The organism is Lentzea nigeriaca (assembly GCF_016907955.1).
Taxonomy (GTDB): Bacteria; Actinomycetota; Actinomycetes; order Mycobacteriales; family Pseudonocardiaceae; genus Lentzea; species Lentzea nigeriaca.
Genome location: NZ_JAFBCX010000004.1, coordinates 300,153 through 314,141 on the forward strand (window position 1 = coordinate 300,153; position 13,989 = coordinate 314,141).

A 13,989-nucleotide genomic window follows, 5' to 3' on the forward strand; every position below is an offset into this window, starting at 1 on the left:
GTCTCGTCCACCTGCCATGAAGGTATTCGTGATCGGTGCGACGGGTGTGCTCGGACGGGAAGCGCTGCCGCGGCTGCGGGCGGCCGGACACGAGGTCGGAGTGCTGGACCGGCGCACCACCTCGATGTTCGACGCTGATCAGCTCGCGGAGGCGTTGACGGGCTACGACGCCGTCATCAACCTCGCCACCCGCATCCCGCTCAGCGCCAAAGCCGTCATGGCCAGCGCCTGGGCGGAGAACGACCGCATCCGCACCGAGGGCAGCGCCGCGGTGGCCGAAGCGGCGCTGCGGGCCGGTGTCGGGCGGATCGTGCAAGAGGGCATCTCGTTCGTCTACGCGGACGGCGGCGACCGCGAGCTCGACGAGGACGCGCCGCTGAAGCCGGTCGGGCACGTCGCGAGCTCCGTGCAGGCCCAGCACAACGTGTTGCGCCACCCCGGCGGTGTGTTCCTGCGCATCGGGTTGCTGACCGGCGGCGAGGCGATGACGCCGCCGGTGCTCGTGGGCGACGGGTGGATGTCGGTCGTGCACCCCGGCGACGCGGCGGCCGCGGCCATCGCGGTGCTGGACGCGCCGCCTGGGATCTACAACGTCGGGTCATCGGTGTTGAAGCGGGACCTGGGCATCACCCGGCTGCCTGGGTTCCTCGGCAGGTTCGCTGCGGTGTTCGAGGTGTTCGGACGCTCGCAGCGGGTGGTGAGCACGAAGCTCACCGACGCCACCGGCTGGAAACCCACGGTCTAACCCATGTGCGGATAGGTGTGATCGGTCGGCGGCACCAGGGTTTCCTTGATGGCGCGCGGGCTCGTCCAGCGCTGCAGGTTGTAGATCGAGCCCGCCTTGTCGTTGGTGCCGGAGCCGCGCGAGCCACCGAACGGCTGCTGCCCGACGACCGCGCCGGTCGGCTTGTCATTGACGTAGAAGTTGCCCGCCGCGAACCGCAAAGCCTTGTGCGCCTGGGTGACGGCGGCGCGGTCGCGGGCGAAGACGGCCCCGGTCAACGCATATGGCGTGGAATTCTCGATGGTCTCCATGATGCTCGCGTACTCCGCGTCCTCGTAGACGTGCACGGCGAGGATCGGGCCGAAGTACTCGGTCGTGAAGATGTCGTGGTGCGGGTCGGTGCCCAGCAGCACCGTCGGGTCGACGAAGTAGCCCACCGAGTCGTCGCACGTGCCGCCCGCCAGCACCTCCACCGACGTGGACGCGGACGCCATCAGCAGCGCGTCCTTGTGCTTGGCGAACGCGCGGTGGTCGATCACCGCTCCGCCGAACGCCGACAGGTCCGTGACATCGCCGTACGACAGGGACTTCGTCACGTCGAGCAGGCGTTCGCGGACCTCGTTGTCCCACAACGAACGCGCGACGTACGCGCGGGAGGCCGCCGAGCACTTCTGGCCCTGGTACTCGAAGGCGCCGCGGACGAGCCCGGTGACGAGCGCCTTGGGGTCGGCCGACGCGTGGGCCAGCACGAAGTCCTTGCCGCCGGTCTCGCCGACGACGCGCGGGTAGGAGCGGTAGTAGTCGAGGTTGGCCGCCATGGTCTGCCACAGGGCCTTGAACGTCCGCGTCGAGCCGGTGAAGTGCAGGCCCGCGAAGAACCTGTCGCGCAACGCCACCTCGCTCACGGCGTGACCGTCGCCGGTGACGAGGTTGATCACGCCGGGCGGCAGGCCCGCCTCCTCCAGCAGCCGCATGGTGAAGTGCGCGGCGAGCTGCTGCGTCGGCGACGGCTTCCACACCACCGTGTTGCCCATCAGGGCGGGCGCGAGCGGCAGGTTGCCGGCGATGGCGGTGAAGTTGAACGGCGTGATCGCCACGACGAAACCGTCGAGCGGCCGGTGGTCCATCCGGTTCCACACCCCAGGGCTCGACACCGGCTGTTCGGAGAGGACCCGGCGGCCGAAGTGGACGTTGAAGCGCAGGAAGTCGATCAGCTCGCACGCCGAGTCGATCTCGGCCTGCTGCACGGACTTCGACTGCCCGAGGATCGTGGCGGCGTTGAGGGTGTCGCGCCACGGCCCGCTCAGCAGGTCGGCTGCCCTCAGCAGCACCGCGGCGCGTTCGTCGAACGGCAGCTCCTGCCAGCCGGGCGCGGCGTGCTGGGCGGCTCTCATGGCGCCCGCGACGTCGGCCTTCGTCGCCTGCGCCGTCACACCGAGCACGTGCCGGTGGTCGTGCGGCTGGACCACGTCGATGCGGTCACCACCGGCCATGCGCTGCTGACCACCGATGGTCATGGTCAGCTCGTGGGTGGTGTTCTCGAGCTCTGTGATGCGTGCCTGCAGGCTGGCACGTTCGGCGCTGCCAGGAGCGTAGGTGTGCACCGGCTCGTTGACCGGTTCGGGTGCAGACGTTACGGCGTCCATTCCCCCATCGTGGCACGCGGTAGTAGGGTCCGTCGGGTGGCGCGGGTGACTGGTATCGGTGGGGTTTTCCTGCGTTCAAGAGATCCCGCGCGCCTGGCGGCCTGGTACCGCGACAACCTCGGCGTGCCGATGAGCGAACGGGGCACCGTCACCTTCCACTGGCTCGACACGGCCACGTCCGAACGTCCGGGCACGACGACGATGGCGTTGTTCGCCCAGGACACCGACTACATCGGCGAACCCCACCAGCGCACCATGCTGAACCTGCGCGTCGACGACCTGCCGTCGTTGATGGCGAAGCTGAGGGCGCGCGGTGTCGAGGTGCTGCCGGACACCGAGGACTCGGAGTTCGGGCGGTTCGGGTGGTGCGTCGATCCGGAGGGGAACCGGATCGAGCTCTGGGAGCCCGCGGAAGGCATGTGATCACCCGTGTTGAACGGGTTCGGTGACGAGGCGACGCCCCGCGGCCGAGCTCGAACGCCGGCGCCGTCGCGACCTACCGGGCAACCGGTTTCGTTCAGCTGCCCGAGGTCACGGACCAGCGCAGGGACTAGAGCAGCTCCAGCACGAAGGCGAGCTCCTGCGGCGCGTACCAGGCCAGCTCGTGGTCCTCCGCGCTGCCCAGTGCGAACTCGGCGTCCGGGTCGCCCATGTCGGCGGCGTCGACGACCTCGGCGGCCGCCTTCACGTCCTCCTCGGCCTCTGACGTGTCGAGGTGCACGGACGCGACGGCCTTCATCGTGACCGGACCCGAGACCTTCACGACCGAGTAGTCGAGGTCGGGCCGCAGCGTCACGTCGTCCATGTCGACGGCGATCACCGCGCGCCGCGGTTCCGTCTTCTCGTCGCCCGCCAGCAACCGCAGCGAAGCCCGTGCGGCATCGAGCATCGCGGCGTACTCGAGCTCCTCGGTGTCGCCCGCCGCGTAGGACTCGCGCAGCGCGGGCGTCAGCGCGAAGGCCGTGCCGCCGATCGGGGTGAGTTCGCCGCTGTCGACGAACGTGCGCAACATCGACACCGTGGCCGGGATGTAAACCCTCATGACGCGCTCGCCGTCCCCATCAGTTCCTCCACCGACTCCTCGACCATGGTCGCGAGAACGTCCACATCGGACATGGCGTCGCGGTCGCCGTTCAGCCCGAAGTAAACACCGCCGTCGTACGACGTCACCCCGATGGCCAGCGCCTGGTTCTTGGCGAGCGGGACGACCGGGAAGATCTCGGTCATTCTCGCCCCTGCCGCGTACAACGGCACCTGCGGGCCGGGAACATTTGTGACGATCACGTTGAACAGCCGGCGGCTGAACGAGCTCGCGGCCCGCGCGCCCAGTGCGTGCAGCGTCGGCGGCGCGAAGCCGGAGACCTTCACCAGCGCGTCGGCGGCGACGGACTGGCCGGATTCCTTGTGCGCGCGCATCGCGTGGCTCACGTGGTGCAGGCGCACGACCGGGTTCGGTTCGCCGACCGGCAGGTCGACGAGGTAGGCGCTGACGTTGTTGCCGGAGTCCGGGTCGGCGTCACGGACCGACAGCGGCGCCATCGCGCGGATCGTGGTGCTGCCGGTGACGTTCTCGCCACGGCTGAGCAGCCAGTTGCGCAGCGCCCCGCTCAGCGCCGCGAGCACCACGTCGTTGACGGTGCCGCCGTGCGCCTTGCGGATGGTGCGCAGGTCGTCGAGCTGAGCCCGCGCGACCGCGAACCGGCGCTGCGGCGACGTGATGCGGACGTTCAGCGGGCTGCCGGGCGCGGGTGTCGCGGCGGTGCGGACGGCGGAGGCCACGGCACCGAAGGCGTTGAACACCTTCTCGACCGTGGCGACGGTGTCGAGCGCGGCGCTGCGGACGTTCTCCACCAGCTCGCCGGGGCGTTGCACGATGTCGGTGACGGCGTCGGCCACGAGCTGCAGCCCGCTCGGCTCCGGCTGCGGCATCCAGAGGTTCTCGACGTTGGTGCGCGGCGACGGCGACACGTCCAGCATGACCTGGCCGATCTCCAGCGACGCGATGCCGTCGATCATGGCCTGGTGGGTCTTGGTGATGACCGCGGCCTGGTTCTTCGCGAGGCCCTCGACGAGGTAGATCTCCCACAGCGGGCGGGAGTGGTCGAGCGGACGCGACATCAGGCGCGCGACCAGATCGTGCAGCTGGGCGTCGTTGCCCGGCTTGGGCAACGCGCTGCGGCGCACGTGGTAGGTGACGTCGAAGTCCGGGTCGTCGACCCACACGGGGCGCGCGATGCGGCCGGGAACGTGCATGACCTTCTGCCGGTAGCGAGGCACGAGGCTCAGTCGCTGCTCGATGAGGTCGACGAGCTTGTCGTAGTCGAACCCCGCCTTCGGCCGTCGGAAGACCGCCACTCCGCCGACGTGCATCGGCGTCGTGGAGTCCTCCAGGTACAGGAACGAGGCGTCCAGCGCTGACAGGCGGTCCGGCATGCTCGCCAGCCTAGTGGCGATCAGGGTCCATGAGCTTTTGAAGTGCGGCACGTTCCAGGGGGTCGCGGTCGTGGCGCTCGAGCCGGATGCGCGCGGCCTCCGGGATCGCCTCGCGCGCCTTCGGGTCCACGTTGGCCATGAACGACCTGAGGAACCGCCACCGCGTCAGCTTCCTGACCGGCGCGAGGCGGGCCACCGCGAGCGACACCCAGCTGAGCGCGACGTCGAGCCTGCGGTCACCCTTCGTGGCGCTTGCCCAGTCCAGGACCACCGGACCCTCCGGGCCGAGGACGACGTTGCCGGGGTGCAGGTCGAGGTGCAGGAGGTTGCCGTCGCCGGCGAGGAAGTCGGGGGCTTCCACGGCGTCGAGCTGGTGGTGCAGGTCCGCGAGTTGTTTCCCGAGGCTGCCCGCGAGCCAGGGCCTGCGGCCGATCTCCTCTGACATGCGCGGGCCGGGCACGTACTGCATGACGAGTTCGTCCCCGGTGACGTCGTGGACCCGCGGCACGGGGATGCCGTGGCCGCTCAGGTACACCATCATCTCGGCCTCGCGCCGCAGGTCACGACCAGTGCGCGTGTGTTTGACGAGCAGCCCGTCGGACCGGATGAACACGTCCGAGTCCTGACCGCTCGCCAGATGTTGACGTTGCGCGACGCTGCGCATACCTGCCGTCATGTGACGATCATCATGCATATGATCCAAAGCACAAGGGCCGAACGGCTCTACTAGAGCGTCGCGGCTTGGTTGTGCTCCGTTGAGTCGGGCAGGGGGCTGGGCGGTCTGGTGCTCGTCACCGAAGCCGGATGGTCGCGCTGTCATGCACGTCGCTGCCGAGTTGGCGATAGAGAAATGCTGACGCAAACGTTTGCTGATCACCTCAACTGCAGCCAACCGTGCAGTTGGCAGCCATGAGAGCGCGATCTTCATGATCCAAAGCACAATGGCCGAACGGCTCCAGTCGGGCGCTTCACCCGTTTGAGCCTGCGGTGCTCGCTTCTGTCACCCTCTTGCTGTGGAAATCTCGCCCAAGGACCGCTTCGTCACCGTCTACGGCCGCAAGCCAGTGCTGGAGGCACTGGACGACCCGGCACTGTCGGTGGACAAGGTCGTGCTCGCCGACACGGCCCGCGGCCCGGCGGCACGCGAGATCCTCGACGCTGCCCGCTCCCGAGGCGTCGCGGTGCAGCGCGCGACGGCACAGCGAGTGAAGGTGCTGGCGGGAAACGGAAAGCAGGACCAGGGCGTGCTCGCCGACGTGGTGGCGCCCCGCATGAAGCCCCTTGCACTGGCGTTGGAAGAGGGCGGGCTGCGCTCAGTGCTCGTCCTGGACGGCATCACCACACCCGCGAACGTCGGCATGATCCTGCGCACCGCGACCGCCGCGGGCATCGACGGCATCGTGGTGCCGCGCCGAGGCGTGGCGTCGATCGACCCGCTCGTGGTGAAGGCCTCCGCCGGGGTGGCTTTCCGAGCGCCAGTGCTGCGCTGCGGCACCTCGGCGGAGGCCTCGGCATTGTTGCGCGCGTCCGGCTTCCCGCTTTACGCGTTGGATTCCCACGCGTCCGACACTCTTTATTCAGCCACTTTCCCTTCCCGCGCCGCTTTCGTCCTGGGAAGTGAAACGTCCGGAATCACCGACGACGTGCGTCCGCACATCACGTCGTGGCTGTCCATTCCGATGGCGGCGGGCGTGGAATCGCTGAACGTGGCGTCAGCGGCAGCCGTGCTCTGCTTCGAACTCGTACGCCGCGCTCAGAGCCAGCGAACGTGATAGTCGTTGATCTGAGGATTCCCCACCAGTGAGGTGCACTCGGCGAACGACGACTGGCCCCTGACCCTGCCGACCGTGCCGTACTGGTCCCAGTAGAACCCGAGACCGTTGGAGCAGTGCGCGACGGCTTGGAACCGCCCGGGAGCCCCGTGATCGCAGAAGACCTCGACGCTGCGCCCGTTCCGTTGATATTCGTCGTAGCAGTCGCGCGGACCCTGCGCCTGCGCGGGTGACGCAATTGCCGTGGCTGCAATCGCTACTGCAACACAAGCGACAATTCTTCGCATTGTCTCCCCTAAGCATTCGACTACTTGCCTAATCGACGGTAGTGCGCAGCCGAATACCGGGCAATTACGCTGCGGGGTGAACTCTCAATCGCGGAGTGCGATCGCTAGCAGGATTTCCAGCTCCTCGAGGGTGGACCGTGTCGACCGATGGTGGACACCGACCATGCCGGCCTCGGCCGCGCCCCTCACGTTGATCGCCAGGTCGTCGACGAAGACACAGTCCCGCGGTTCGACGTTGAGCTTCGTCGCCGTCAGGAGGTAGATCTCGGGGTCCGGCTTCGCCAGGCCGACCTCGCCGGAGATGATCGTGGCGTCGAACAGGCCCTGCCAGGCGGTTGGCGGGTGCCACCAGCCGTCCGCGTTCGAGAGCAGGGCCGTTTTGAGGTTCTGCTGCTTGGCCCTGCGGAGGGCGGTCAGGAGCGGCGGTTCTGTCGCGTTGTCCTCGCCTGGGTCGGTCAGGACGCCGCCGTAGTCGAGTATCAGGGCTTTGAACACGGGTTGGACCGTACCCACTTTCGGGTGGTGTGTGTCCTGATCTGCCGGGTGGTTCGCCTGGTTCGGCATGCCTCCAGTTGTTCGTCGACTGCCTGCGTATGAGCCGCCTGTCGGTGTGCCCGGTGGTGTGCCGGGCGCTGTGGCTGGTGCGGTTCCTCGGCCTCGACCGCGGCCTGTTTGGGTTCCTGTACCGGAGCCGCCTTCGCCTGCGTTGGATGCCGCTCGATTGGTTTGGGTGGTTTTGGAGGTGTTGGACGGGAGGCGACCTTCTCGGGTTTTGCGGGAGGTCGCCGTGCCCGGGCTTGCTGCTCGGCTGGGCGGGCAGGTTCGGGCTCGGACCACTCGGATGGTTCGGGCGCCTCGGGTTTGTCATCCTTCGCGGTTTGTCGGGGAGATCTGTGTGACAGTTCGGAGGGAGAGACGGATGTTGGCTGTGGCTGCTCGGGTTGAGTATCGCGGGCGGCGGTGGTGGTTTACCGCGTTTTCGGTTTTGGAGTGAGGTTGTGGTCCTGTTGGTGGGTGCCGGTTCCAGCGTGGTTGCGTAGGTCTTGACGAGCGCTGGTTTCGACATCGCCGCTTCGCGACGATTGCGATTGGCGCTTGACTTCCGGGCCTTGCGAGGCGCTCATCGGCACCCAAAGTCAATCGCCCGCGTGCGTGGTTGCGTTTGGGGTGGTCGGGTCCGGAAATTACCGCTTGAACGACGCGGTATCAGGTCTGTCCGGCTCACTTCGCATCGCGGTTTCGGAGTGTCAGACCTGCCGCGTACGTTGGGTCGCGGGGGAGCCTGAATCACGGGGGACGCCTGCGTCAGCCTGCGCGGCGTTGCCGTGGCGGGTGCGCCGGCGTGTTGGCTCGGCCTCGGGTGCCGCCTCGATGCCCGGAACAGCGCGTGGGCCGCGCTCCCCGAGGAGTGCGGCCCACTTGTGGTCGTGCGGATTGCGGTCTCAGCGGCGCTTGCGGTTCCCCTTGGCTGCCTGGCGGGCCGCCTCGCGGCGTTCCTTGCGGGTGCCGGACTGCTGGGCGCCGTTGGCGTCGGCGTGCTGTTCGACGCCGCCGTCTTCGGTTGGGCCGCTGTAGGTCAGGTGCTGTTCGCCGGGGCCGCCGAGGCCCTTGCCGCGCAGGGCAGGCGGGATGGCGTTGCCACTGGACAGCTGGGCCATGGCCGGGCCTGCTGGGGCCTGGGTCTGCTGGTCGCGCTGTTGCTGGGCGGCCGCTGCTGCTCGGGCTCGGGCTCGGGCGCCGCTTTGCGGGGCCTGCGGGAGGGGCTGGGGGGTGGCGCTCAGGGTTACCGGGACCTCGGGCTCGGCCGGTTCCGGTTCTGCCGCTTCCACCTGGAGGTTGAAGAGGAAGCCGACGGTTTCTTCCTTCAACGCGTCGAGCATCGCGTTGAACATTTCGAAGCCCTCGCGCTGGTACTCGATGAGGGGGTCGCGCTGCGCCATGGCGCGCAGGCCGATGCCCTCCTTCAAGTAGTCCATTTCGTACAGGTGCTCGCGCCACTTGCGGTCGAGGACCGAGAGGAGGACGCGGCGCTCCAGTTCGCGGGTGGCGCCTTCGCCGACGCGGCCGTCGATGTCGGCCTCGCGCTTGCGGTAGGCCTCCAGGGCGTCGTTCACGAGGAGCTCGCGCAGGTACTCGCGGGTGATGTCCTCATCGGACTCGAGGAGCTCGTTGACGTCCACGCCGACCGGGTAGAGGGTCTTGAGTGCCGTCCAGAGCTTCTCGAAGTCCCAGTCCTCGGCGTAGCCGTCGGCGGTGGCGCCGTTGACGTACTCCTCGACGACGCTCACGATCATGTGCTCGACCTGTTCCTTCAGGTCTTCACCCTCGAGAACGCGGCGGCGCTCGGCGTAGATCACCGTGCGCTGGCGGTTCATGACCTCGTCGTACTTGAGGACGTTCTTGCGGATCTCGAAGTTCTGCTGCTCGACCTGGGTCTGCGCGCTGCGGATGGCGCGGGTGACCATCTTGTGCTCGATCGGGACGTCGTCCGGCACGTTCAGGCGCGTCATGACCATCTCGACCATGGACGCGTTGAAGCGGCGCATCAGCTCGTCCTGCAGGGACAGGTAGAAGCGCGACTCGCCGGGGTCGCCCTGACGGCCGGTGCGGCCGCGGAGCTGGTTGTCGATGCGGCGCGACTCGTGGCGCTCGGTACCCAGGACGTAGAGGCCACCGACCTCGCGGACCTCGTCGGCCTCTGCCTTGCCCTGCGTCGTCAGCTCCTCGACGACCTTCGACCACTCGCGCTCGTACTCCTCCGGCGTCTCCACCGGGTCGAGCCCGCGCTCGCGCAGCTCGTGGTCCGCCAGGATGTCCGGGTTGCCGCCCAGCACGATGTCGGTACCGCGACCCGCCATGTTCGTGGCGACCGTGACGGCGCCCTTGCGGCCCGCCTTCGCGATGATCAGCGCCTCGCGCTCGTGGTGCTTCGCGTTCAGGACCTCGTGCGGGATTCCCTTGCGCACCAACAGCTTCGAGAGGTACTCGGACCGCTCGACGCTCGTCGTGCCGACCAGGACCGGCTGGCCCTTGGCGTGCTTCTCGGCGATGTCCTCGGCAACGGCCTCGAACTTCGCCTCCTCGCTCTTGTAGACGAGGTCGGGCTGGTCCTTGCGCTGCGGCGGGCGGTTCGTCGGGATCGGGACGACACCCAGCTTGTAGGTCTGGTGGAACTCGGCAGCCTCGGTCTCGGCGGTACCGGTCATGCCGCCGAGCTTCTCGTAGAGGCGGAAGTAGTTCTGCAGGGTGATCGTGGCGAGAGTCTGGTTCTCCGCCTTGATCTCCACGCCTTCCTTGGCCTCGATGGCCTGGTGCATGCCCTCGTTGTAGCGGCGGCCGGCGAGCACACGACCCGTGAACTCGTCGACGATCATGACCTCGCCGTTGCGGACGATGTAGTCCTTGTCGCGGTTGTAGAGCTCCTTCGCCTTGAGGGCGTTGTTCAGGTAGCCCACCAACGGCGTGTTCGCCGCCTCGTACAGGTTGTCGATGCCGAGCTGGTCCTCGATGAACTCCACACCGAGCTCGGTGACGGCGATCGTGCGCTTCTTCTCGTCGTACTGGTAGTGGTACGACTTCGACTTCTCCTCGACGACCTCGAGGCGCTCCTTCTGCGAGAGCTGCGTGACGTCGATGCCGCGCATACGCGGGGCGAGCCGGGCGAACTCGGTGTACCAGCGCGCCGACTGCTCGGCGGGGCCGGAGATGATCAGCGGCGTGCGGGCCTCGTCGATGAGGATCGAGTCGACCTCGTCGACGATGGCGTAGTAGTGACCGCGCTGCACGCACTCGTCCAGGCTCCACGCCATGTTGTCGCGCAGGTAGTCGAAGCCGAACTCGTTGTTCGTGCCGTAGGTGATGTCCGAGTTGTACGCGACGCGGCGCTGCTCGGGCGTCATCTCGGAGAGGATCGCGCCGACGGACATACCGAGGAAGCGGTGCACGCGGCCCATCCAGTCCGCGTCGCGCTTGGCCAGGTAGTCGTTCGTGGTGATGACGTGGACGCCCTTGCCGGCGATGGCGTTGAGGTACACCGGCATGACCGAGGTCAGCGTCTTGCCCTCACCGGTGCGCATCTCGGAGATCTGGCCGAGGTGCAGTGCCGCGCCACCCATCAGCTGCACGTCGTAGGGGCGCTGACCCAGGGTGCGCTTCGCTGCCTCACGGGCCACCGCGAACGCCTCCGGCAGCAGCTCGTCGAGCGACTCGCCTTCGGCGTGGCGCTTCTTGAACTCGTCGGTCTTCGCGCGCAACTCGGCGTCGGAGAGGTCGACCACGTCATCTTCGAGGTCGTTGATGGCGTGTGCGATGTTGCGGAGGCGCTTGAGCATCTTGCCCTCGCCGGAGCGGAGCAGTCGGGACAGCACCATCTGGATAGACCTCATCACCTGTATCGCGGCGCGCCCACGTCGGACGCCTTTCCCCTGCCCATCGTAGGCAAGTCGCCAAGATGTGCGCACGGACACAGGCGGATTGACCCCCTCAACCTGGTATATGCAGGTCAAGGCCCATCCGCGTGGTCCGCCGCCACCGGGGCTACTGGTGTGGAGAACGCATGAGGCCCAGGTGAAGGTTCCTGGTCCGGCGAGATTCACCTTGACGGTGAACGCCCGCCCGCGAAATGCGGCCGCCTGGCGGTAGACGCACGTCGCCGCCCCGCACGCGAGGGGTGCGGGGCGGCGACGGTCGTGGGTGGGTGGGTGTAGTTACCGGGTCAGGCCAGCCTGATCACGCCGTAGTCGAATCCCTTCCGGCGGTAGACGACGCTCGGGCGCCCGCTGTCGGTGTCGGCGAACAGGTAGAAGTCGTGTCCGACCAGTTCCATCTCGTAGAGGGCCTGGTCGACGGTCATGGGTTTGGCGGCGTGCTCCTTTTCGCGTACGACGCGTCCGGGCAACTTGTCGTCGAGGCCGTCGTCCCACCGCTGCGCAGGCACTTCCGCCATGCCCTCGTAGTCGGCCTCGGGTGCGTCGAGCACCGCGGTCTTCGCGCGGCGCGACGTCATTGCTTCGCCAGCGGCGGAGGGGTCCCCCAGTCCGCTTGTCGCTTCGGCCACCGAGATCGGGGCTCGGGCCCCGTGGTGGACGCGCCTGCGGTCGTGCGACCGACGCAGGCGGTTCTCGAGCTTCGCGACCGCAGAATCGAGCGCGGCGTAGAAGTCACCCGCGCAGGCTTCGGAACGGACCACGGGTCCACGTCCCTTGCCAGTGATTTCGACCCGCTGGCAGTTCTTCGACTGTCGGCGGTTCGGCTCGTGGAAAAGCTCCACGTCGAAGCGGATGACCTTGCGGTCGTAGCGCTCAAGCCGGGCCAGCTTTTCGGCGACGTGCACCCTGTAGTGATCGGGCACCTCGACGTTGCGGCCCTTAACGACGATGTCCATACACGACCTCCCTCGCTTTGCTGCGAGCTTTGGCTGGACTGGTTTCGGGCGCCGTGGCGATCAACGGATCGCGAATGTGTCGCAGAGGGTCGTCCTCGGCAGCTCTCACGGCGCCAGGGTCATGGGCTGTTCGCCTCCTCCCTGCGGGCCGGGAACGCTGATAGCGGTGCACGTTAGCTTGGGATTCACCGTCGCGTAAGCCCCCTTGCCGGGGGAACGACGAGATTTTTTGGTGACTACACAGCGCGACGACAGCGCGTTGCGAGTCGTGTCCCGAGCGTGCCACGAACCATGCTCACCGGCATACCGCTCACCCGTACGGCTCAGCCACAGTCCGGCACTCGACGGCAGTCTGCCTGCGTCGAACGGGTCCAGGTGCGGCCTCATACCCAGCCAACGGGCGACCACCGCGTCATGTTCCCGAAACTTCGAAGAGATCGATTCCGATGCGCGAACCGGGTGCGAAGCGCAGTTCTTGCAACTGAACTGATCGGTGCCGTTGCCCGATCACGACCCAGTCACGCCCGGCTGAACGGGGGATTTCGCCCAATCACGGACAAGGCCGTTGATCAACGCCAGTGTCGGGCATACCCGGTATTTCCAGGAATAACCGCTGGTCAGCTCCACATGTGAATAATCGTTAACCAACACCGGCCGTGCGGGCCGTCGGTCTGCCCTCCACGTGCCGGATCCCGTGCCGACATGCGACACCTCCTCCGGTGCCGACCCGCGGGGCCGGGCAGAGGACGCCTCAGTTCTGAAACATCCGCTCAACAGAGGCTGGGACAAACGGGTCGAAACGAAGTAGCGGATCTTGGGACGTCGTCACAGAACTCGCACCGAGCTGGGCGTATGCGTCCACCCTGGACCCATCGGTGATCGACAACGCAACCTGAACTTCACCCTTGTGGGCGGTGCCGAAAGTCCCCAGCCGAGGCGTCCTCCGACCTCGGCTCGGATTTTTGTCAGACCCCGTCGCCATGCTGGTGCCATGACAGCTCTCGACCTGCTCCTGCCGTCTGCCTGCGCCGGCTGCGACCGTCCCGGCACGGCCTGCTGCGTCACGTGTCTCGACGAGTTCGGGCCGCCCAACCGAATCCAGGTGCCCGGTGTGGGGCCGCCGGTGTGGACGCTGGCCGCCTATCGCGGCGCCGCGAGGGAGCTCGTGCTCGCCTTCAAGGAACGGGGCGCACGCGCGCTTGTGGCGTGGTTCGGGGCCATCGTGGCGGCGGCGCTGGTCGGTGTGGGGCCGCCGCCGTGGACACTCGTGCCGGCGCCGTCACGGCGAAGTGCCGCTCGTGCGCGGGGTGGCGACCACATGCTGAGAATCGCGCGGGCGGTGCAGATCGCGAACGTGGCTCAGGTACTCCGGCTGGCGCCCGGCGTCAGCGACTCGGTCGGGCTGACCGCCGGCGAACGGCGCCGCAACCTCGAGGGGCGGGTCGAGGTGCACGGCAGGCCGCCGCCAGGCACCACCGTGCTGCTCGACGACGTGATCACCACGGGTGCGACGGCAGCCGCTTGTGTTCGCGCGTTGCGGCGAGCAGGAGTGCGCACGCACGCGGTGGTCGTGCTGACCTCCGCCCGGCCCGCCCAGCCCGGGTAGGGCACCAACACTCACAGGGCCAAGCTCGGCTTCCACACATCCGGGATGTCCGACGACGCGGCCACCACCGACGCGACGGCGTCGGTGTCTGTTCGTGCGTTGCGGCGAGCAGGAGTGCGCACGCGGTGGTCGTGCTGA

The 13,989-nt window shown here is 67.8% G+C and carries 12 protein-coding genes; 5 read left to right on the forward strand and 7 right to left on the reverse strand.

All coding sequences use genetic code 11. The annotated features are described in order from the left end of the window. Positions 1–16: 16 nt before the first annotated feature. Positions 17–745, forward strand: a complete 729-nt coding sequence (locus JOD27_RS15815; protein WP_204763009.1) for an NAD-dependent epimerase/dehydratase family protein — start codon at positions 17–19, stop codon at positions 743–745. On the opposite strand, the gene pruA is transcribed toward JOD27_RS15815, so the two are convergent. Continuing rightward, entirely contained in the window at positions 742–2,370 is a 1,629-nt protein-coding gene (gene pruA, locus JOD27_RS15820; RefSeq protein ID WP_204763010.1) for an L-glutamate gamma-semialdehyde dehydrogenase, read from the reverse strand. The two genes, JOD27_RS15815 and pruA, sit on opposite strands and share 4 nt — an antisense overlap. Before the next feature lie 36 nt (positions 2,371–2,406). Here pruA and JOD27_RS46045 point away from each other — a divergent pair, with 36 nt between their 5' ends. Beyond that, positions 2,407–2,793: a VOC family protein gene (locus JOD27_RS46045; RefSeq protein WP_204763011.1), complete on the forward strand. Its 387-nt coding sequence runs from the start codon at positions 2,407–2,409 to the stop codon at positions 2,791–2,793. 127 nt (positions 2,794–2,920) lie between these two features. On the opposite strand, the gene JOD27_RS15830 is transcribed toward JOD27_RS46045, so the two are convergent. The 3 genes from JOD27_RS15830 to JOD27_RS15840 are packed head-to-tail and all read right to left on the reverse strand — an operon-like array spanning position 2,921 to position 5,479. Then, positions 2,921–3,412: a DUF6912 family protein gene (locus JOD27_RS15830; protein ID WP_204763012.1), complete on the reverse strand. Its 492-nt coding sequence runs from the start codon at positions 3,410–3,412 to the stop codon at positions 2,921–2,923. Beyond that, a complete protein-coding gene (locus JOD27_RS15835; protein WP_204763013.1) occupies positions 3,409–4,803 on the reverse strand; it encodes a WS/DGAT/MGAT family O-acyltransferase in 1,395 nt (464 codons plus the stop codon). Before JOD27_RS15835 ends, JOD27_RS15830 begins: the two co-directional genes overlap by 4 nt. Positions 4,804–4,813: 10 nt before the next feature. Beyond that, entirely contained in the window at positions 4,814–5,479 is a 666-nt protein-coding gene (locus tag JOD27_RS15840) for a phosphotransferase (RefSeq protein WP_204763014.1), read from the reverse strand. 337 nt (positions 5,480–5,816) lie between these two features. Between JOD27_RS15840 and JOD27_RS15845 the strand changes: the two genes are divergently transcribed. Next, positions 5,817–6,575 (forward strand): TrmH family RNA methyltransferase, encoded by a 759-nt coding sequence (locus tag JOD27_RS15845; protein WP_204763015.1) that lies wholly within the window; start codon positions 5,817–5,819, stop codon positions 6,573–6,575. Positions 6,576–6,946: 371 nt separating this feature from the next. On the opposite strand, the gene JOD27_RS15850 is transcribed toward JOD27_RS15845, so the two are convergent. Continuing rightward, positions 6,947–7,357, reverse strand: coding sequence for an HAD-IA family hydrolase (locus JOD27_RS15850; protein WP_307830148.1), 411 nt, complete (start codon positions 7,355–7,357; stop codon positions 6,947–6,949). Positions 7,358–7,424: 67 nt separating this feature from the next. Here JOD27_RS15850 and JOD27_RS47155 point away from each other — a divergent pair, with 67 nt between their 5' ends. Then, positions 7,425–7,856 (forward strand): Rv3235 family protein, encoded by a 432-nt coding sequence (locus JOD27_RS47155; protein ID WP_372441700.1) that lies wholly within the window; start codon positions 7,425–7,427, stop codon positions 7,854–7,856. 448 nt (positions 7,857–8,304) lie between these two features. Here the strand turns inward: JOD27_RS47155 and secA are convergent, their stop codons facing one another. Together secA and hpf are read right to left on the reverse strand one after the other, a co-directional pair. After that, positions 8,305–11,232 carry a preprotein translocase subunit SecA gene (secA, locus tag JOD27_RS15855; RefSeq protein WP_204763356.1) on the reverse strand — a complete coding sequence of 976 codons (2,928 nt, stop codon included), beginning with the start codon at positions 11,230–11,232 and terminating at the stop codon, positions 8,305–8,307. Positions 11,233–11,576: 344 nt separating this feature from the next. Beyond that, the gene (hpf, locus tag JOD27_RS15860) at positions 11,577–12,245 is read right to left on the reverse strand and encodes a ribosome hibernation-promoting factor, HPF/YfiA family (RefSeq protein WP_204763017.1); all 669 of its coding nucleotides are present in this window, start codon (positions 12,243–12,245) and stop codon (positions 11,577–11,579) included. Positions 12,246–13,236: 991 nt separating this feature from the next. Here hpf and JOD27_RS15865 point away from each other — a divergent pair. Beyond that, positions 13,237–13,851, forward strand: coding sequence for a ComF family protein (locus JOD27_RS15865; protein WP_204763018.1), 615 nt, complete (start codon positions 13,237–13,239; stop codon positions 13,849–13,851). Positions 13,852–13,989: the final 138 nt, after the last annotated feature.

Excerpts from the sequence above, each read along its gene's own strand:
- JOD27_RS15815 (WP_204763009.1), top strand. The coding sequence starts at position 17 with ATGAAGGTATTCGTGATCGGTGCGACGGGTGTGCTCGGACGGGAAGCG.
- pruA (WP_204763010.1), bottom strand. The coding sequence starts at position 2,370 with ATGGACGCCGTAACGTCTGCACCCGAACCGGTCAACGAGCCGGTGCAC.
- JOD27_RS15830 (WP_204763012.1), bottom strand. The coding sequence starts at position 3,412 with ATGAGGGTTTACATCCCGGCCACGGTGTCGATGTTGCGCACGTTCGTC.
- JOD27_RS15835 (WP_204763013.1), bottom strand. The coding sequence starts at position 4,803 with ATGCCGGACCGCCTGTCAGCGCTGGACGCCTCGTTCCTGTACCTGGAG.
- JOD27_RS15840 (WP_204763014.1), bottom strand. The coding sequence starts at position 5,479 with ATGACGGCAGGTATGCGCAGCGTCGCGCAACGTCAACATCTGGCGAGC.
- JOD27_RS47155 (WP_372441700.1), top strand. The coding sequence starts at position 7,425 with ATGCCTCCAGTTGTTCGTCGACTGCCTGCGTATGAGCCGCCTGTCGGT.
- secA (WP_204763356.1), bottom strand. The coding sequence starts at position 11,232 with ATGGTGCTGTCCCGACTGCTCCGCTCCGGCGAGGGCAAGATGCTCAAG.
- hpf (WP_204763017.1), bottom strand. The coding sequence starts at position 12,245 with ATGGACATCGTCGTTAAGGGCCGCAACGTCGAGGTGCCCGATCACTAC.
- JOD27_RS15865 (WP_204763018.1), top strand. The coding sequence starts at position 13,237 with ATGACAGCTCTCGACCTGCTCCTGCCGTCTGCCTGCGCCGGCTGCGAC.